This window comes from Streptomyces sp. JNUCC 64 (assembly GCF_054484115.1).
Genome location: NZ_CM137015.1, coordinates 4,527,088 through 4,544,822, shown reverse-complemented (window position 1 = coordinate 4,544,822; position 17,735 = coordinate 4,527,088). Strand labels below are relative to the sequence as shown.

Here is a 17,735-nt window from a genome sequence, read left to right as displayed (position 1 = left end):
CGTTCGGGCACACTGGACGGATGGGGTTCGTCTTCTTCATGACGCTGCCGGGGCTCGTCATCGTGCTGACCGTGATCGCCTTCGTGGACCAGCTCTTCCTGCGCGCGGGACGGGCCGGACTGCTGCCGTGGCGGAACGGGGGCCGGGCGGGACAGATCTCCTCCACCGGATTCGAACAGTTGCACGGGGCGTTGTCGCCGGGGAAGCAGGACGAGCTGAAGGAACGGCAGTCCGCGCTGGTGCTGCGCGACGACGAGGACGACGGCGCCCCGCCGCACCGCACCCGCATCGACCTGGACGGCGGCGTCGCGGTGGTCCGGGCGCCCGGCCAGGAAGCGCGGGGCAGGGGCAGTTTTGATCTTTGAGCCCGAACGGCTGGGTCAGTCCGGGTCGGACCTGGCGGAAGCGCTGCGGAGCCTGCGGAAGCGGGCCGGGAGGACTCAGAGCTGGCTCGCTCGCCGCTGCGACATGTCGCAGACCAGGGTCAGCGACATGGAGAGCGGGAACGTCACCCCCACCCTCGTTGAGGTGGAGTCGGTCCTCGAAGCGCTGGGAACCGATGGTCCGACGGCCTCAAGGGTCATCGAGTCGGTTCGCGCGGCGAACACCGAGTGGCAGGACAACCGGTCCTCACTGCGCCGGGGTCTCGACAAGAAGCAGAACGAGTTGGCCGGGCTCGAAGCGGTCACGACGGAGTTCCGCTTCTTCCTGCTCTCCGCCGTCACGGGGCTGCTGGCCACGCCGGAGTACGTGCGCGCCAGCATCGCGGACGTCCCCGGAGACCAGTCCAGGGTCATCGCGAGGAAACTGGAACGCCAAAGCGTCCTCCACGACCCGTCGAAGTCGTTCACGTTCCTGCTGACGGAGCAAGCCGTCCGCTGGCCGCTGCTACCGGGCCCCGCCATGAGGGCGCAGCTCGACCGGCTGTCCTCGGTCTCCCGTATCCCGAATGTCCGGCTCGGGGTCATCCCCCTCGCGGGCCGCGTCCCGGAAATGCCGCTGAACACCTTCACGGTCTACGACCGGCGGCTGGCGACCGTGGAGACCGGCACCGGCGCGTTGATCCTGCGGGACCACCGCGATGTGAACGCGTACCGCGAGGACTTCGACAGGTACGAGTCGTACGCGGCGTTCGGAGACGAGTGCCGGGAACTCCTGGGCCGGTGGTCCGCGTTCTTCGCCGCCCCGGCCTGAGCGGCTCGCCGACCGGCGGTCTCCGTTCCGCGGAGAGGGCGGAGGGCGGACGGCACGCGTGGACCGGTCGCCGTTCCCTACGTTGGGGGTGGGCCCCTTCGCCATGAGAGGAACCGTCTGCATGTCGTCGACGCTGGCTGAGTCCTGGGAGCGCTACGCGGCCACCAGCAAGCCCCGTAGGGCAGTCAACGGGCGCGGGGAATCGAGCTGGCTCAACTGGACCCAGTACGCCGATCACGGCCCGGACGAGACCGTTCTCGGACCGGTGGCGGGGCGGAAGGTACTGGAGCTGGGATCAGGCAGCGGTGACAACCTCGCCCACCTCGTCACCCTCGGGGCCAGCGGCGTGGGGATCGACGTCGCTCCGTCCCGCGAAGCCGTCGCGCGCGAGCGCTGGGGCGATCTGCCCGGTGTGGAATTCCGTACGGCTGAGGCCGTCGCGTTCCTGGAGCGTGCGACGGAGACGTTCGACGTCGTGCTCTCGATCTTCGGTGCCGTGTGGTTCACGGCTCCCGACGCGTTGATGCCGCTCGTACGGGAACGCATGTCCCTCGGCGGGGTACTGGCGTTCTCCCACCTTCCCCCGGGGAGCCAAGAGCTACAGCCCGGCAAGGCGGGAATGCGACACGACCACACCCCGGACGAGTGGAGGAGCCTTCTTGTGGGGCACGGCTTCTCCGATGTGCGTGTGTCCTTGATCGACCCGCCCGGGGCCAAGGCGGTGGGCACGATGCTGGTTCGCGCCCGAGCGGCCTGACGACGCGGCCGTACGCCTTTCTCAGGCAGTCGCGGCAAGGTGCCCTGGTGGAGAGGGTGGTCCCGCCGATGCTCAGGGCCCTGGCGACGGCCGTGACGCTCTCCCCGACGGCGCCTGGATCTGGTGGTTCGACGACAAGGGCGGGGACGGGTCTTGCCTCTGCTTGAGAACGTCCGTCCAGTCCCGCGCGCCGCTCCCGCGTGGCCTGGCCGCCTGACTCCAGCCCCTCCGGCGCCCTCCCGAGGGGCTTCTTTATGCGACAACGCGAATATTGGCGTTCCCGCGTAGACGCCCAACTGCCCAGGCTCGTAACGTCTTCTCGACCAGCCCGCGCGAGGGCCGGAACGAGGGGGTTCCACCATGGCTCGTGAAGATCTGACCCGCCTTACCGGCGGCGGCAACGGCAACTGCGACAACAAGGACTGCCCCAACGTGTACCGGGCCGCTGATGGCTCCATTGTGGTCCAGGGGGACACCGACGCCACATTCCAGCCCCCGGCCGGTGAGGCCCTGGTCCGTATCCCCGAGAACGTCTTGAGGGAGGCTGTCCGTGTTCTTGGATGGTGACGAGTGGGGCCGGTATTTCGACTCCTTCACTCAGGACGCATGGCGGTTCGAGGCGCAACCCACGTACTCGATGCCGTCCGAGCGAGCGAACGTCGAACGGTTCCTTCGCGGTGAGCCCAAGCCCGAGCGACACAATGCCCTCTGGCATGAAGACGTTCGCACATACAGAGCTACCGGCCGGACCATCGGCCGTGTGCGCATAGTCCGTCAGCCATTGACGGACTATCAGCGCTACCAGTTCGCCTGGGGCGTCCCCGACAACATCGCGGCCGGAGAGGACATCAGGGTCCTCGACGTGACGCATGAAGACTTCGGTCTTCCCCTCGCCGGTCAGGACTGGTGGATGTTCGATGACCTGAAGCTCGTACATCTGAACTTCCGGCCGGACGGTACGCAGATCAACCGCGAGGTGTTCGACGGGGATCTGACCCCGTACCGGGAATGGCGGCGCATCGCCGTCGAAAATTCCGTACCTTTCGAGGAGTACGTGAAGACGCTTGACGCTTGAGCCTGAAAGGCTGGGCCAGTCCAGATCCGACCTGGCCGAAGCACTACGCGCGGAGCGACGGCGGGCCGGTCTCAGTCAGACCGCGCTCGCCAAGCGCTGCAACATGTCTCAAACCAAGATCAGTAACATTGAAAGCCGTAAGCTCACACCTACCATTGTTGACGTAGAGCTGATCCTTGAAGCCCTTCAAGCCGATGGAAAGCTAGCGAGAGACATTTCGTCGCTCGCCCGGTCGGCCAACACCGAGTGGCAAGACGACTGGTCCTCGCGGAGGCGGGGGCTCGACAAGAAGCAGAACGAGCTGTCGCGGCTTGAGGTAGTCACTGCCGAGTTCCGGTTCTTCCTGCCCACCATGATTACGGGACTCTTGGCCACGCCTGAGTACGTGCGGGCCAGCCTCTCCCGCAATTCGGGCGACATGAGCAAGACCATCGCCAAGAAGCTGGAACGGCAACGAGTGCTCATGGATCCGTCCAAGCGGTTCACGTTCCTGCTCACGGAACAGGCCGTGAAGTGGCCTATGGTCTCTCCACTTGAAATGACCATGCAGCTAGACCGTCTGGTATCACTCTCCCGCATTCCCACAGTGCGTATCGGCGTCATCCCGAACGGGCTGGTCGGCCCTGTAGGGGTAAACCCACTCAGCGTATTCACAGTTTACGACCATCGGTTGGTCACCGTGGAAACACCTACTGGCGCAGTCTTGTTGCGCGACCATCGCGACATCGCAGAAATCCGAGAGCACTTCGACAGGTACGAAGAGCTTGCCGTGTTCGGAGATGATTTCCGGTCGCTCCTCAGCGAGTGGTCCGGGATCTTTACCCGACAACGCGAATAACGCTAGAGGTTCCCCTTCGGCAGGTCGAGGATGTAACTGTGCCGACGGAACGGCCGGGCGGCACGGAGCGGGCGCGGAAGAGGTCTTGATTCCGGTCTGAGCCCGCCCCCACCGATCTCACAGGAAGGGCACACCCATGCCCGGAACCGACCTGTACAGCCTGCCCGTCGAGGGAGCCGCGTTCTTCAAGGCGTGCGGGGGCAACACGCATCCGGACGGCGAGTCCTGCGCCACGCTGGCGAAGATCGGCCCCGACGCGTGGGCACTGGGCGACGACAAGCGGCCCGATCTGGTCCCGTTGCGCTTCACCACCTCCGAACTGACCGCCGCCGGTATCGACCCGGCCCGTTTCACCGTCTCGGCCTGATCGGCTCACCGACCGGCGGTCTCCGTTCTCCGGAAGGGCGGAGACCGCCTTCGGCCGCTCGGGACACGACGGACGACACGACGGACAGGACGGGCGGTTGCACTACCACGGTTATCTGTGGACCGGCGCCAAGCAACGCTTCGACGAGGAGGCCCTGCGGCGTCCTCCGCATCCCGTTCCGCCCCCGGTGGGCGGCAGGCCGGAGCTGGTCCAGCGGCACAGGGAGGTGACGGCGGAGTTCCCGGTCGTGGAGTTGCCGCCGCTGGAGACGGCGTACTGGCTGGTCAAGCCGGGGCGGCTGGTTCGCGGCAGCTGGGAGGAGCCGGGAGCGGCGGCGGTCTGGCTCGGGGAGCGGTTCACCGAGTACGCGCCCCGGTTCGGGTCGGGGTCGGACCGTGACGGTGGACGGCTGGCGGCGCTCGTCGAGTCGGCCGCCCGACGGCTCGGCCGGGGCGGGGACGTGACGCATGGCTTCTACCTCGAACGGCCCGCGTTCCTGTCGCTCGCCCTGGTGTGCTGTTCGCCGAACCGCGCCGTCCCGGAGCTGGAGTGTCCGGCCCGGTCGCCGTCCGTCCCGGCCCGGTCGCCGTCCGGTCCGCGCCGGGTGGCGGCTCCGGCCGCGCACAATGGACGGCATGACTGACGAGATGCCCGACTGGGAGAAGCGGTTCCGCGCGGCACGGGTCTCCCTGCCCGGATGGGCCGAGGACGCTCCGGGGCGGGCCCTGTTCGTGTCCAACGCGACGGGGACGTACGAGCTGTACGCGTGGGACCGGGACTCCGGGGAGCAGCGCAAGGTGACCGAGCGCGCCAACGGGACCACCGACGGCACGCTCTCCCCCGACGGCGCCTGGATCTGGTGGTTCGACGACAAGGACGGGGACGAGTTCGGGATCTGGCGGCGGCAGCCGTTCGGCGGGCGGCCCGCCGGGCACACCGGGCCGGACGAGCCCGCCGTGCCGGGGCTGGACGCCTCCTACCCGGCCGGGCTGGCGATCGGCCGGGACGGCGGCCCGGTGGTCGTCGGGCGGTCCACCGACGAGGACGGTTCGACCATCCACGTGGTGCGCGGCGACGGGCCGCCCGTCGAGGTGTACCGGCACCGGCAGTCCGCCGGGGTCGGCGACCTCTCGCACGACGGGACGCTGATCGCCGTCGAGCACACCGAGCACGGTGACGCCATGCACTCCGCGCTGCGGGTGATCCGGCCCGACGGGACGACCGTCGCGGAGCTGGACGACACCCGGGGCGGCACCGAGGAGCTGGGTCTGGAGGTGCTCGGCTTCGCGCCGGTCGCCGGGGACACCCGGCTGCTCGTCGGCCATCAGCGGCGGGGCCGCTGGGAGCCGATGGTGTGGGACGTGGCCAGCGGCGAGGAGCGGGACCTGGCGCTGGACCTGCCCGGTGACGTGTCCGCCGAGTGGTACCCGGACGGCTCCGCGCTGCTCGTCGTCCACGAGTTCGAGGCCCGGGGCGAGCTGTGGCGCCATGACCTCGCCACCGGGGCGCTGGAGCGGATCGACACCCCGCGCGGCACGGTCTCCGGGGCCACCGCCCGGCCCGACGGCAGCGTCGAGTACTTGTGGTCCTCGGCCGCCGAGCCGCCCGTGGTCCGCTCCACCAGCGGCGCGGTGGTGCTGGACCCGCCGGGGCTGCGCGCCCCCGCCTCGGTGCCGGTGGAGGACGTGTGGGTGGAGGGGCCCGGCGGCCGGATCCACGCGCTCGTCCAGCGGCCCGCCGGGGCCCGGGGGCCGCTGCCGACCGTCTTCGACATCCACGGCGGACCGACCTGGCACGACAGCGACGCCTTCGCGGCCGGGCCCGCCGCCTGGGTCGACCACGGGTACGCGGTCGTCCGGGTCAACTACCGGGGGTCCACCGGCTACGGCCGGGAGTGGACCGACGCGCTCAAGCACCGGGTGGGCCTGATCGAGCTGGAGGACATCGCGGCGGTCCGGGAGTGGGCCGTCACCTCCGGGCTCGCGGACCCGGCCCGGCTGGTGCTGACCGGCGGCTCCTGGGGCGGGTACCTCACCCTCCTCGGCGTCGGCACCCGGCCCGCCGACTGGTCGGTGGGGATCGCCGCGGTGCCCGTCGCGGACTACGTCACCGCCTACCACGACGAGATGGAGGCGTTGAAGGCGCTGGACCGGACCCTCTTCGGGGGCACCCCCGAGGAGGTCCCCGAGCGGTGGACCGCCTCCTCCCCGCTCACCTACGTCGACGCGGTGAAGGCGCCGGTGTACGTCTCGGCCGGGGTCAACGACCCCCGGTGCCCGATCCGGCAGATCGACAACTACGTCGACCGGCTGCGGGCCCGGGACGCGGTGCACGAGGTGTACCGGTACGACGCGGGGCACGGTTCGCTGGTCGTGGACGAGCGGGTGCGGCAGGTCCGCAAGGAGCTGGACTTCGCCCGGGTCCATCTGGCCGGGGCCGACGCCACCGTTGGGCCCGACGCCACCGCCGGGGCCGACGCTCCCGGGGCCGCCACCGCCGGGTCCGGCGTCCCTTCGGAGGCGTAGTCCCCCTTCCTCCCCCGTCCGGGGCCGGTTCTCCGGGGTGCCCTCCCCGGTCCGTCGCCCGGGCCGGGGAGGTCCGCCTTCCCGGCCCGGGAGGGTCCGCCCTCCCCGGCCCGGGAGGGCACCCCCTTGCCGTCGGGGGCGGCGCGGCCCCGTACCGTGGGGGCGTGTACCGGTTTCTGCTGACTCCGCGCTGGTGGGCGATCAACGTCTTCGTCGTGCTGGCGATCCCGTTCTGCCTGTTCATGGGCTCCTGGCAGCTGGGCCGGTTCGAGGACCGCGTCGAGGACCACAAGACCGCCGCCGACCGCGCCGGGGCCGACGCCCAGAAGCCCGCCCGGCCGCTCGCCGGGCTGCTGCCCGTCACCAAGGAGACGTCCGGCGACCGGGTGACGGCGACCGGCCGGTACACCGAGCAGTTCCTCGTCCCGGACCGCTCCCTCGACGGGAAGTCCGGCCACTACGTACTGGGGCTGCTGCGGACCGGGGACGGCCCCGTGCTGCCGGTGGTCCGGGGCTGGCTGCCCGGCGCCGCCGACGCCTCGGCCGCGCCCCCCGCGCCGCGCGGCGAGGTGACCGTCACCGGTGCCCTCCAGCCCTCGGAGAGCGCCAGCAGCGACGGGGCCCGCACCGCCGGTGGGCTGCCCCCCGGGCAGATCGGCATGATCAGCGCGGCGACCCTGGTGAACCTGGTCCCCTACGACGTCGAGAACGCGTGGGTGACCCTGGACCCGGCCGACTCCGGGATGACCGCCGTGCCCGCCGCCGCCCCGGAGAACACCGGGCTGGACCTGAAGGCGTTCCAGAACCTCGGCTACACCGGCGAGTGGTTCGTCTTCGCCGGGTTCGTGGTCTTCATGTGGTTCCGGCTGGTCCGGCGGGAGACCGAGGCCGCCCGGGACGCCTCCCTCGGCATCGTCACCGAGCCCGGTCCCGTCCCCGCTCCGGGACCGGACGCGGACCGGGGCCCGGCGGCGAGCGCCGAGGCCCCGGAACCGGGACCGGACACGGACCCGGGACCGGACGCGGAAGACGCGGACCCGGTCGCGGCCGTCGGTCAGGACGTGGGCAGGGCTCCCGTGAAGTAGACGGTTCCCGCGCAGGCGTCGGGGACGACCACCGAGGTGGTGGGCACGCCCGGTTCCGCCGTGTACGCGACCGTGACGCTCCCGTCCACCGGGAGTTCCTCCTGGCCCGCCAGCTGCGGTGCCGCGCCGCCGCCCGTCTCCGAGGTGTCGCCGCCGCCCGCCTCCCCGGCGGGGGCGGTGGGCTCAAGGGTCTCGCCCCCGGTGTCGCCACCGCCCTCGGTGGGACAGGAGTCGGACGGCACCCAGGCGAACTGGACCTGATAGGACGCGCCCGGCTCCAGGATCAGCGAGGACGGTTCCGACGAGGGCGCGGGCAGGCCCGTCGCCGCGTCGCCGGAGGTGTGGGTGAGCGCGCCGACGTCCTCCGGCTGCGTCGCCCCCTGGGCGATGACGGCGACGCTGCCGCCCCCGTCGACCGTGCAGTTCGCGGAGGAGACGTTCGCCACCCGGAACGAGCCGTAGACCGTGCCGTCCGGGCCCGGGGCACCGGCGGCCGACGTCGCCTGGCCGAGGTGGCCGGGGCCGCAGCTCGGGGAGGTGGCGTTGTCGGAACCGGTACCGCCGCTGTTGGTACCGCCGGAGCTGGAGCCCCCGCCGGTGACCGGGCCGCCGCCGCTGCCGCCGCTGCCGCTGCCACCGGAGCCGGAGCCCCCGCCGGAGCCGGAGCCGCCGCCCTTCGAGGGCTTGTCCTTGTCGCCCTTGCCGCCGCCCTTCGGGGGCTTGCTCGGGGAACCGGACTTCTTGCGGGTGCGGTCGGGCGAGGGCGTGGCGCCCTTGCTCTCGGCGGCCTTGCTGGAGTCCGGGGTCCGCTCGCCGTGGCCGATGGTCGAGACGTGGGTGTCCGTGGTGCCCGGCCGGTTCGCCAGGTGGACGACGGTGGGCACCGCCGTCCCGATCAGGACGGCCGCCGCGACGACCCCGACCATCGCCTGGCGCTTGCGGGCGCGGCGCGCGGGGACGGCCCGGCGCAGTCGCTCCAGGGCGTCGTCCGAGGGCTCCAGCAGGCCGACCCGCTGGTGCAGCAGGCCGTGGAGGTCGTCCAGCCCGTCGAGCCCCTTGAGGTCGTCCAGCCCGCCGAGGTCGAGGGACGGGACGTCGTCCTTCTCCTCCGGCTTCTTCGACTGCTCCGGCTCCTCGGGCTTCTCGGGCTGCTCCGACCGCTCCGGCTGCTCTGCGGGCTTCTTCTTCGGTGCGGAGGCGTCGCCGTCGTTGTCGCCGTCGTTGTCGGCGGTGGCGGCGGGCGCGGGGGTCGCCGGGTTCCCGGGGGCCTTGGACGGTCCGGGGGCCTTGGAGGGCTCGGAGGTCCTGGCGGTGCCGGGCTCGCCGGGTGCGTCGACGGAGGCACTGGAGGTACTGGAGGCCGGGGGGGTGTCGGAGCCTCCGGAGCCGCCAGGGCCTTCCGGGTCGCTGGGGGCTGCGGAGTCGCCAGTGGCTTCGGGGTCACCAGGGACGCTGGCCGATCCTTCGGCGGGGCCGGCCGGCCCGGCGGGGCCGGCCGGGTCTGCGGGTCCGGCCGGGTCGGCCCGTTCCGCTTCGGCGGGCCCGGCGGACCCGGTGCCGTCCACGGCGTCCGCGCGGTCCGGCGCGGAGGCGCCGCCGTCGGGTCCGGTTCCGGTTCCGGTGGAGGGGCTCTCGTTCACGGTTCCGTTCCCAGCGTCTCGCTCGTTCTCGTTCGGGGCCCGATCGGCACCGGTCCAGTCTCCCGGCTCTCCGCCGTTACCGGACGGGGGCGTGCCGTCGCGGCGGCCCTGATGTTCCCCGCTCACTTCTTGGCTCCCATGGCGACCCGTAGGGCGGCTATCCCCCGGGATCCGTACGCCTTCACCGAGCCCAGGGACACCCCGAGCGTCTCCGCGACCTGCACCTCGGTCATGTCCGCGAAGTACCGCAGGACGAGGACCTCGCGCTGGCGGCGCTGGAGGCCCTTCATCGCCTGGATCAGGGCGTCCCGCTCCAGCAGGTCGTAGGCCCCCTCCTCCGCGCTCGCCATGTCCGGCATCGGCTTGGAGAGCAGCTTGAGCCCGAGGATGCGGCGGCGCAGCGCGGACCGCGAGAGGTTCACGACCGTCTGCCGCAGGTACGCGAGGGTCTTCTCCGGCTCGCGGACGCGCTTGCGCGCGGAGTGCACCCGGATGAACGCCTCCTGGACGACGTCCTCGCAGGACGCGGTGTCGTCGAGGAGCAGGGCGGCGAGACCGAGCAGCGAGCGGTAGTGCGCCCGGTAGGTCTCGGTCAGGTGGTCAACGGTGGTGCCCTCCGCCGGAACGTCCTCCGCGCTCTTGCGCGGGGACGGGACCGAGGTGGGACGGGTCGCGGGCACGGGGGCGATCACCGGCATGCCGCCGGGCGCGGAGACCGCGCGGGGGCGCCGGGAAGGGCGCGGGACGGTGCCGTACGCCTGGACCACTGGGAAGTCGAGTACCTCTGCCACGTCAGTTGGACACACTCACCCGGTTCAGGGTTGTACGCCGTGGTCCTCTGTCCGGTTCCGGGCACTCTGCTCGACACAGCGCCATCCGCCCACATGCGTACCAGCTCTTCCCTCGCCCCGATGTCGTTCACGCCCCCGTGACCACCCGGCGGAACCTCCTGGCGTCCGCACAGACGTACGCCTAGACGCGGGTCGCGGTGCGCTTGGTTGCAGCGGCGCGACGGGGAGGGCTCACGGGGCCATGGGTGGGTTCCGTGGGACTTACGGTGATCCTACAAATGAATTCGGGCTTGGCTAGCAGGGATTTTCGCTGGCGGGGGCGGCGGGGGCCGTTTCGGAGGTCCCGGCGTCCCTTTCCGGGGGACGGGGACCTCGCCCGCGCGGGCTGCCCGCCGGGTTCCGGCGGGCGGGGGGCTTCGGGGACGGGTCCCCGGGGCGCGGGCCGTCCGGTGCGGGGGCGTATTGAGGGGCGCGAGTCGCCGCGCGGGCCGGGGGTACGGCGTGGGCCCGTGGGGGCGCGCGTGCGGTTCCCGCGCCCCTTTCCTTCCCTGGGCGCCTGCCGTTGATGGCTGGATTTCGCCGTCCGTCGCCCTCGGCCGCCCCTTCCCGTCGGGTGCCGGGGCCCCGCCGGGTGAGGGGCCGGGCGGGGTCCCCGTTCGTCGCGGACGTGGACGTGCGGTCAGTGGGTCGTCGGGTGGTCCGTGGGGTGGTCGTCTCCGGTGGTGTGGTGGGGGCAGACGTGGTGGGTGACGGACCGGGGGCCGGTGGTGGCGTCGGTTCCGGTGCCCGTGCCGTCGGGGGCGTGCCGGGTGGTGTAGCCGATGACGACGGGGGCGGTGGTCCAGCGTCCGCAGACGTAGCAGTGGGTACCGGTCTCGGTGGGCGGGCCACCGAGGAGGGCCTCGCGGATCACGCGGCCCTTCCCGTCCTCGTCGCCGTCCCCGTCGGCTGGGGGTGGGCCTGGTGGAGGCCGGGGGCGGTGGCGGCGTAGGGGTAGTCGTAGCCGAGTTCGGCGAAGGCGGTGGCGTAGAAGCGTTCGCGTTGGGCGGGGGTGAGGTGCCGGGTTTCTTCGGCGCGGAAGATCGCGAGGGCTTCGGCGGAGCTGGGGCCGGTCCAGGGGCGGCGCCAGGGGTTCGGGTCCGGGGCCGGAGCCTGGCCCGGGGCGGGGGCCGGTGCGGGGGTCGGTGCGGAGGTCGGTACGGGATCGAGTGCGGGAACCGGAACGGGGGCGGGGACGGGACCGGGGGCGGATGTGGGTTCGGTCCTGGCCAGGTGTTCGGCGGTGTGGCGCCCGGGGCGGGTCCGTCGGGTGAGGGGAAGCCGGATCAGGACCCATACGAGGGCATGGCAGATACGCTTACGCATACGTCGGTCAGCTCCTAGGAAAGCTGTCTTGGCGAGTCCCGGGTGGACCGTTGGTGCGGTCCGCCCGGGGCGTTTTCTGTTTCAGGTGGTGGTGGTCAGTAGTGCGGTGAGTGGGGTGTGGCGAAGGTTTCCGGTGGGGGTTCCCGGGGTGAGTGGGCAACTGGTGAGGTTGCCGTTGGGGTGGACGGTGAGACGTCCTCGTGCGTGGTGGGCGTGGGTCTCGTCGAGTCCCGGCCCGGGGTCCGTTCCGGAGACGGGATTACGCGCCCCGGTGTGATAACGATCTAAGGTGACTCGGGTAACGCCCATCGCTTTGAGATCTGCGCGGGCCCACCGGATGCGCTGCCCGGGGAAGGTGTCGATGATCCGGGCCCGGACGCGAACCCCGCGCTGGACGGCCTGCCGGATGGCGTGACGAGTGTCGCTGTGGCTGCCGGGGTGTCCGGTGAGGTACTCGTGCTGGTTGGCGGAGTCACTGTGATAGCCGGTCGTCACGCCCATCCCGGGCCGGGCGAGCAACTCCCACCATTCCTCCCGGACTTGGACGAGGTCGGTGTACAGCTCGACGGTCAGCCCGGACGACAGGGCGTGCGCGGCGAGGTCGGTCCAGTGGGGGTGGAGGGTCGGTTCGCCACCGATGAGCCGCAGGTGGGGGACGTTGAGGGTGGCGGCGTCGGTGATGACGCGGCGCCAGTCGTCGGGGGTCATCGTCCCGGGTACGGCCCAGGGTTCGGGTTCGGAGAGGCAGTGCGCGCAGTGGCGGGTACAGCGCCCGGTGATCTCCAGCTCCAGGACGGTGATCCCGGTGAACGGCCGCCGGGGCGGGGACGGTTCATCAACCAGCGGCATCGGCTGATCCTTATCACTGTGTCAAGGTTGCGGGTCGCGGTGGATATGAAGTGGTGCTCCCCCTGCCGGGCGACAGGACAGCGGGGCAGGGGGAGGTTCGGGGGCCTGGGTGCGGGGCTCGGGCTCAGCACTCGGGCTCGGGCTCAGCTCCTGGAGCCGGTCCCGGTCCCGGTCCCACTGTCGGCGGCGGTGCCGGTCGCGGTTTCGGGCCAGGCGGTGAGGACGTACCGCTCGCCGTACTCCGCCGCGACGACCTGGACGGTTCCCCCACCACGCAGTCGCCGCACCGCCGGACCGTGGTCCTCGCGCAGCGCCCAGGAGCGCAGACGGGTGGGGACGTCACCGGGGAACTCGTGGTCAGGGAACGGGATCTCGTGCAGCGCGTCCGGATGGATCGGCCCGCCGTCCGGGTCCGGGTCGAGCCCGTCAGCGATACGGAACGCCTGCCTGCGGAGCCAGCGCAGCACCCGCCCCGGGTAGGGACTGTCGAACGCCCCGAGGGCCATCCGGGTGTCCCAGTCCCCGTACGCCGAGGACCACTCCGCGACCACCTGCGCCCGGTACCGGGACGGGTCGCCCGTCACCGCCGCTCCCCTTCCGCGTCGACGGGCACGGCGAGGGTGCACCAGGTCTTCGTACCGTCGGGCCCGACGCCCCACTTGGCGGCGAGGGCGGCGACGATGAGCATTCCGCGCCCGTTCTCGTCCTCCGGACCGGCCACGCAGACGTCCGCCCGGCGCCCGGGGCAACCGTCGTCCACCTCGATGGTGACCAGGTCGTCGGCCAACAGGAGTCGGCAGGTGACGCGTTGACCGTCCCCGTGCCGGAGCGCGTTGGTGACGAGTTCGCTGACGAGGAGCTGCGCGCTGTCCACGAGATCGGCCAGCCCCCAGAAACGGAGCTGGGCGCGGCAGACCCGGCGCAGGTGGCCGACCCAGCGGTCATCGCCCGCGCCGGACGAACGGCCACCGGCCCGGGGGCTTCGATGGAGAGACAACGTCGCCTCGCCGCGCACCCCTTCGGGAACGGCGGCGAGAGGGCGGTACTCGGTGGGGCTTCCTGCGGTGACGTTCTGGCGCATCGCGGCCTCGACTCGTTGAGGAGGGAGCGGACCGCCGCGCCCGATGGAGAGATCGGGACGGCAGCCCCGGCCGGAGATGAGGGGAGTCAACCGGCCGACCGACAGGCAGCAGCGACTACGCAGGGCGCAACGCATCACCATGAGTCAGGGCATGGTGACTTCCTGTCGAACCTAGCTTGCGCCTTTTTAGGTTCCGAGCGCAACACTTTCACCCCAGACGCAAAAAAGCGCGAACACCTGTACGCATCGCCAAGTGCGACGCAGGCGTGACAAACTGCGACCATGACGCAGAAGAGGGCGACACCGTCAATCAAGAGGCGACGGGTGGGTGGCCAACTGCGCCGCTGGCGCGAACAGTTCGAGATGCCGTCAGGCGATGTCGCCCGCGCTATGGGGTGGAGCCAAGCGCGGTTCTCCCGGATTGAGCGCGGCTACTACCGCGTCTCGCGCGACGAAGTCCACGACATCTGCGCAAAGATCGGCGTCGATGACCCTGAAGGCGTAGAAGAGGTCAGCCGCATCGCCGAGGAATCCCCCGGAACTGGCTGGTGGGCGTCCTACTCGGACCGGATCGGTCAGAACTACTTGGACTTCATCGAGCTTGAGTCCGAAGCGGAGACGATCCGAATCCACCATCCGGTCGTCATCCCCGGCCCGATTCAGACCGCTGGCTACGCGCGTGAAATCCTCACCCACACGGCCACCCGGGAAGAAGGCCAAGGGGAGATGTTGGTTTCCATCCGCATGGCACGCCAGGAGATCCTCACTCGAAAGAAGCCTGTGCAGTTCCACGCACTGGTACCAGAAATTGCCCTTCATGCCCGCTTCGGCGAAGGGCCCGGCATCATGCCGGACCAGCTTCGCAAGCTGCTTGATGTGGCAGACATGCCGAACGTCAAGTTGCAGATCGTCCCTATTACTGCTCACCCGGCTTACGTGACGAAGGGACCGATGACCCTCCTCACGTTCCGCCACCCATGGGTGCCCGTGGCCAGCGTGGACAACCAGATGGGCGGAAGCCATACGGAAGGCGCAGAGGAAATCAAGTTTCTGAACGCCGAGTTCGATGCCGTCGGCTCCATCGCCCTTTCCGTGGACGAGTCACGGGATCTACTCACCGAGTATCTGGAAGGAATGCGCAAGTGACCATAGACAAGGGGAAATCTCTGATGGCACCAAAGATCGAAGGCGCCGTCTGGAAGAAGTCGTCCTACAGCGGCAGCGGTGAAGGGCAGTGTGTCGAGATTGCTGACCTGCCTGCCACGCTGCGCAACGGCGTTGGAGTCCGTGACTCGAAGGACCTCGGTGGCCCGGCGCTGGTCTTCACGTCATCCGCGTTCGCAAGCTTCATCACGCAGGTCCGAAGCAGCGGGCTAACCATCTGACGCAGCTTGCAACTATGAGAGGCCTGTCTCCCCATCCAACCTGGGGGACAGGCCTCGTCGTACTTGGACCTGCGCGGGTCAGAGCAAGCTACCCACCAGGAGGCAGTGTCTCCACGACTATCTGGAAGGACTGCATCGTGACCACCATGAACACACGGAAACTCACCGCCACCCTCGAAGGTGCCATCTGGCGAAAGTCGTCGCACAGCGGTAGCGAGTACGGCCAGTGCTTGGAGATCACCGAGAGGGGCAACGCGGTTCACGTTCGGGACTCGAAGAACCCCGACTCCATTGCGCTGACCTTCACCACCGCCCAGTTCACCACCTTTGCCCGGTTCGCGTCAGAGCCCGGCGCGTAGCCTCAGCCGCACTCAACGATCAATCAGGATCGGGCTTCTTCTTGTGCCGATGGGGGAAGCCATACGGAAGCGCAGCAAATCCAGCTTCTGGAAACCAGGCTCACCGTCCTCAGCTCCATCGTGCTTCCCGTGGACAAGTCGCGGGATCGTCTCAACGAGCACCTGGAAGGACTGCATCGTGACCACCATGAGCACACGGACACTCACCGCCACCCTCGAAGGCGCCGTCTGGAAGAAGTCGTCCTACAGCGGCAGCAGCCAGGGGCAGTGCGTCGAGATCGTCGATCTGACTGCGACGCTGCGCAACGGCGTTGGAGTCCGTGACTCGAAGGACCTCGGTGGCCCGGCGCTGGTCTTCACGTCATCCGCGTTCGCAAGCTTCATCACGCAGGTCTGAAGCAGCGGGCTAACCATCTGACGCAGCTTGCAACTATGAGAGGCCTGTCTCCCCATCCAACCTGGGGGACAGGCCTCGTCGTACTTGGACCTGCGCGGGTCAGAGCAAGCTAGCCGCCAGGAGGCGGTGTCTCCACGAGTATCTGGAAGGGCTACATACGTGACCACCATGAACACACAAGCACTCACCGCCATCATCGAAGATGCCATCTGGCGGAAGTCATCGCACAGCGGCGGCGACTACGGGCAGTGCCTGGAGATTGCCGAGAGAGGCAACGCAGTTCACGTCCGGGACTCGAAGAGCCGTGACTCCGTCGCGCTGACCTTCACTATCGCCCAGTTCACCACCTTCGCACGGTTCGTTTCAGAGCCCAGCGCGTAACCTCAGTCGGACTCAGCGACCGTTCAGAGGATGGCTTCATCTTGTGCAATGGGGGAAGCCATCCGGAAGGCACAGCAAATCCAGCTCTTGGAAGCCAGGTTCAACGTCCTTGGCTCCATCGCGCTTCCCGTGGACCAGTCTCGGGATCGTCTCCACGAGTATCTGGAAGGACTGCATACGTGACCATCATGAACACACGGACACTCATCGCCACCATTGAGGGTGCCGTCTGGCGAAAGTCGTCCTACAGCGGCGGCGAGCAGGGACAGTGCGTTGAAGTAGCCGACATCCACAGCCACGGAAGCATCGCCGTACGCGACTCGAAGAACCCGACAGGCCCCATCCTCCTGATGGCCCCCGAAGCGTTCACCAGCTTCCTCGCCAGCGCGACTCACGGAGCTTTCGAGCAGCGCTGACGTGGCGCCCCCTGAGAGAGGCCCGTCTCCCCCAGGCCGTAGCTGGGGGAGACGGGCCTCTCTCATTGCCCCGCACGCGCGGGGAGCACGCAGGCCAGGCGCCGTACGCGGACGCCATCCGGGGACCACCCCCGCACGCGCGGGGAGCACATCACCGTGCACGCATCATCCCACCCCCGTCCGGGACCACCCCCGCACGCGCGGGGAGCACCCGTTCGCTGCCCGCGACGCGCCGATGATGGTGGGACCACCCCCGCACGCGCGGGGAGCACACCAGGACGATGCCGTAGGCCAGGGCGAGCCGGGGACCACCCCCGCACGCGCGGGGAGCACCCCCCGCCCGACGACCCGGCCGCCCGGGCGGCGGGACCACCCCCGCACGCGCGGGGAGCACGGTGGTCCGAGCGGCCTGTGTGATACCAGGGCGGGACCACCCCCGCACGCGCGGGGAGCACTCTTCCTGACCTGCGACGTTACCCCGCCGCCGAGCGGTTTTTGGCAAGAACTTGGAACTCCGGCGTAACATACATAAGCCGCGAACGGGAAGTCAGGGAAACCGCGCCCGACAGCCCCCGAGCCCTCAAACACCCGCTCTCCGTCCGCATACCGCCAACGTACCCCGCTCGCCGTCCCCGTCCGCCTCGTTCCTCCCCAACACCCCATCCGCAGACCGTTCCCACGGTTAACAGCGCGTCCCGTACCCGTCCGTGCAACGCGCGAGGCCGGGGCCAGGGAAGCCGCTGGCCTCAAGGTGACGCACGACAAGAACCGGCACCGATGGGGATGGGTGATCTGTTGCCCGTGCAGTAAGAAGGTCACGGTGTACTGCACGCCCAGCAGTCAGGGAGAAGAGGCGAACAAGATTGACCAGTTCACCGGGAAGCACCGGAACTGTGCGTAGCTGGTACTTCAACCTCGTTCTCGACGCCCCTCTCACCGAGGAACAGAAAGACGTCCTGGACGGTCTCGACCGCTTCGCGGAGGGCGGCATCGGGCTGGAGGAGGGGCCGGATTACACGGGGTTCCTCTGCGTCGTCCGGGCCGAGTCCCTCACCGCCGCCGTCGCTGACGCGCTGAGCCGCTTCGAGGACTTCCCCGGCGTGCTGGTGCGGAGCGTGGTGCTGGATCACTTCGACCTCGCCTCGAACGGCATGGCCACCGCCGCCGTCGTCGTCGTGTCCGCCACGCCCCCCGTGGAGCCAGCCCCGCCAGCGCCTTCGTCGGCAAGCA

At 70.0% G+C, this 17,735-nt stretch carries 23 protein-coding genes, 2 pseudogenes and 1 CRISPR repeat array; of the genes and pseudogenes, 17 read left to right on the top strand and 8 right to left on the bottom strand.

The genetic code is table 11. The features are described from left to right. The first annotated feature begins 20 nt into the window (after window positions 1-20). From ACVWNX_RS18865 to ACVWNX_RS18820, 10 genes and pseudogenes are all read left to right on the top strand, one after another. On the top strand, window positions 21-365 hold the full coding sequence (locus tag ACVWNX_RS18865) for a DUF6191 domain-containing protein (RefSeq protein WP_454408430.1): 345 nt from the start codon (window positions 21-23) through the stop codon (window positions 363-365). Then, complete coding sequence (locus tag ACVWNX_RS18860; RefSeq protein WP_454408428.1) at window positions 355-1,194, top strand: helix-turn-helix domain-containing protein; 840 nt, start codon at window positions 355-357, stop codon at window positions 1,192-1,194. The genes ACVWNX_RS18865 and ACVWNX_RS18860 overlap by 11 nt, the downstream gene beginning before the upstream one ends. Window positions 1,195-1,315: 121 nt before the next feature. Beyond that, window positions 1,316-1,951, top strand: coding sequence for a class I SAM-dependent methyltransferase (locus ACVWNX_RS18855; protein WP_454408426.1), 636 nt, complete (start codon window positions 1,316-1,318; stop codon window positions 1,949-1,951). A gap of 360 nt (window positions 1,952-2,311) precedes the next feature. Next, window positions 2,312-2,518 (top strand): hypothetical protein, encoded by a 207-nt coding sequence (locus ACVWNX_RS18850; RefSeq protein WP_454408424.1) that lies wholly within the window; start codon window positions 2,312-2,314, stop codon window positions 2,516-2,518. Further along, a complete protein-coding gene (locus tag ACVWNX_RS18845; RefSeq protein WP_454408422.1) occupies window positions 2,502-3,026 on the top strand; it encodes a DUF6879 family protein in 525 nt (174 codons plus the stop codon). Before ACVWNX_RS18850 ends, ACVWNX_RS18845 begins: the two co-directional genes overlap by 17 nt. After that, on the top strand, window positions 3,016-3,864 hold the full coding sequence (locus ACVWNX_RS18840) for a helix-turn-helix domain-containing protein (protein ID WP_454408421.1): 849 nt from the start codon (window positions 3,016-3,018) through the stop codon (window positions 3,862-3,864). The genes ACVWNX_RS18845 and ACVWNX_RS18840 overlap by 11 nt, the downstream gene beginning before the upstream one ends. Window positions 3,865-4,000: 136 nt before the next feature. Then, the gene (locus ACVWNX_RS18835; RefSeq protein ID WP_454408420.1) at window positions 4,001-4,231 is read left to right on the top strand and encodes a DUF397 domain-containing protein; all 231 of its coding nucleotides are present in this window, start codon (window positions 4,001-4,003) and stop codon (window positions 4,229-4,231) included. A gap of 97 nt (window positions 4,232-4,328) precedes the next feature. Continuing rightward, window positions 4,329-4,787, top strand: a pseudogene (locus ACVWNX_RS18830) (hypothetical protein); the annotation flags it as partial. A 91-nt stretch (window positions 4,788-4,878) separates the two neighbouring features. Then, a complete protein-coding gene (locus ACVWNX_RS18825) occupies window positions 4,879-6,756 on the top strand; it encodes a S9 family peptidase (protein WP_454414835.1) in 1,878 nt (625 codons plus the stop codon). Window positions 6,757-6,920: 164 nt separating this feature from the next. Beyond that, window positions 6,921-7,841: an SURF1 family cytochrome oxidase biogenesis protein gene (locus tag ACVWNX_RS18820; protein WP_454408419.1), complete on the top strand. Its 921-nt coding sequence runs from the start codon at window positions 6,921-6,923 to the stop codon at window positions 7,839-7,841. Here the strand turns inward: ACVWNX_RS18820 and ACVWNX_RS18815 are convergent. From ACVWNX_RS18815 to ACVWNX_RS18785, 7 genes are all read right to left on the bottom strand, one after another. Then, entirely contained in the window at window positions 7,811-9,481 is a 1,671-nt protein-coding gene (locus tag ACVWNX_RS18815) for a hypothetical protein (RefSeq protein ID WP_454408417.1), read from the bottom strand. The genes ACVWNX_RS18820 and ACVWNX_RS18815 overlap by 31 nt on opposite strands. A 122-nt stretch (window positions 9,482-9,603) precedes the next feature. Next, window positions 9,604-10,272, bottom strand: a complete 669-nt coding sequence (locus ACVWNX_RS18810; RefSeq protein ID WP_454408415.1) for a SigE family RNA polymerase sigma factor — start codon at window positions 10,270-10,272, stop codon at window positions 9,604-9,606. Window positions 10,273-10,951: 679 nt separating this feature from the next. Then, window positions 10,952-11,185 carry a hypothetical protein gene (locus ACVWNX_RS18805; protein WP_454408414.1) on the bottom strand — a complete coding sequence of 78 codons (234 nt, stop codon included), beginning with the start codon at window positions 11,183-11,185 and terminating at the stop codon, window positions 10,952-10,954. Further along, on the bottom strand, window positions 11,182-11,637 hold the full coding sequence (locus ACVWNX_RS18800; RefSeq protein ID WP_454408412.1) for a hypothetical protein: 456 nt from the start codon (window positions 11,635-11,637) through the stop codon (window positions 11,182-11,184). The genes ACVWNX_RS18805 and ACVWNX_RS18800 overlap by 4 nt, the downstream gene beginning before the upstream one ends. An 81-nt stretch (window positions 11,638-11,718) precedes the next feature. Next, window positions 11,719-12,486: a radical SAM protein gene (locus tag ACVWNX_RS18795; protein WP_454408409.1), complete on the bottom strand. Its 768-nt coding sequence runs from the start codon at window positions 12,484-12,486 to the stop codon at window positions 11,719-11,721. A 143-nt stretch (window positions 12,487-12,629) separates the two neighbouring features. Next, a complete protein-coding gene (locus ACVWNX_RS18790; protein WP_454408407.1) occupies window positions 12,630-13,070 on the bottom strand; it encodes a hypothetical protein in 441 nt (146 codons plus the stop codon). Further along, window positions 13,067-13,708, bottom strand: coding sequence for an ATP-binding protein (locus ACVWNX_RS18785; RefSeq protein ID WP_454408405.1), 642 nt, complete (start codon window positions 13,706-13,708; stop codon window positions 13,067-13,069). The genes ACVWNX_RS18790 and ACVWNX_RS18785 overlap by 4 nt, the downstream gene beginning before the upstream one ends. Window positions 13,709-13,849: 141 nt before the next feature. On the opposite strand from ACVWNX_RS18785, the gene ACVWNX_RS18780 reads away from it, so the two are divergent. The 3 genes from ACVWNX_RS18780 (at window position 13,850) to ACVWNX_RS18770 (ending at window position 15,311) form a co-directional block, all read left to right on the top strand. Continuing rightward, a complete protein-coding gene (locus tag ACVWNX_RS18780) occupies window positions 13,850-14,713 on the top strand; it encodes a helix-turn-helix domain-containing protein (RefSeq protein WP_454408403.1) in 864 nt (287 codons plus the stop codon). Then, window positions 14,710-14,952, top strand: a complete 243-nt coding sequence (locus ACVWNX_RS18775; RefSeq protein ID WP_454408401.1) for a DUF397 domain-containing protein — start codon at window positions 14,710-14,712, stop codon at window positions 14,950-14,952. Before ACVWNX_RS18780 ends, ACVWNX_RS18775 begins: the two co-directional genes overlap by 4 nt. Before the next feature lie 146 nt (window positions 14,953-15,098). Beyond that, on the top strand, window positions 15,099-15,311 hold the full coding sequence (locus ACVWNX_RS18770; protein WP_454414834.1) for a DUF397 domain-containing protein: 213 nt from the start codon (window positions 15,099-15,101) through the stop codon (window positions 15,309-15,311). 12 nt (window positions 15,312-15,323) lie between these two features. Here ACVWNX_RS18770 and ACVWNX_RS18765 read toward each other — a convergent pair whose 3' ends face one another. Beyond that, on the bottom strand, window positions 15,324-15,488 hold the full coding sequence (locus tag ACVWNX_RS18765; RefSeq protein WP_454408399.1) for a hypothetical protein: 165 nt from the start codon (window positions 15,486-15,488) through the stop codon (window positions 15,324-15,326). Window positions 15,489-15,498: 10 nt separating this feature from the next. Here ACVWNX_RS18765 and ACVWNX_RS18760 point away from each other — a divergent pair, with 10 nt between their 5' ends. The 4 genes and pseudogenes from ACVWNX_RS18760 to ACVWNX_RS18745 all read left to right on the top strand — a co-directional run. Next, window positions 15,499-15,708, top strand: a complete 210-nt coding sequence (locus ACVWNX_RS18760) for a DUF397 domain-containing protein (protein ID WP_454414833.1) — start codon at window positions 15,499-15,501, stop codon at window positions 15,706-15,708. Window positions 15,709-15,876: 168 nt separating this feature from the next. Further along, a complete protein-coding gene (locus ACVWNX_RS18755; RefSeq protein ID WP_454414832.1) occupies window positions 15,877-16,089 on the top strand; it encodes a DUF397 domain-containing protein in 213 nt (70 codons plus the stop codon). Window positions 16,090-16,277: 188 nt separating this feature from the next. Continuing rightward, window positions 16,278-16,505: a DUF397 domain-containing protein gene (locus ACVWNX_RS18750; RefSeq protein WP_454414831.1), complete on the top strand. Its 228-nt coding sequence runs from the start codon at window positions 16,278-16,280 to the stop codon at window positions 16,503-16,505. A 121-nt stretch (window positions 16,506-16,626) separates the two neighbouring features. Then, window positions 16,627-16,960: direct repeats of the CRISPR family, unit length 29 nt; unit sequence GGGACCACCCCCGCACGCGCGGGGAGCAC. 438 nt (window positions 16,961-17,398) lie between these two features. Further along, window positions 17,399-17,719, top strand: a pseudogene (locus tag ACVWNX_RS18745) (hypothetical protein); the annotation flags it as partial. Between the last annotated feature and the right edge of the window lie 16 nt (window positions 17,720-17,735).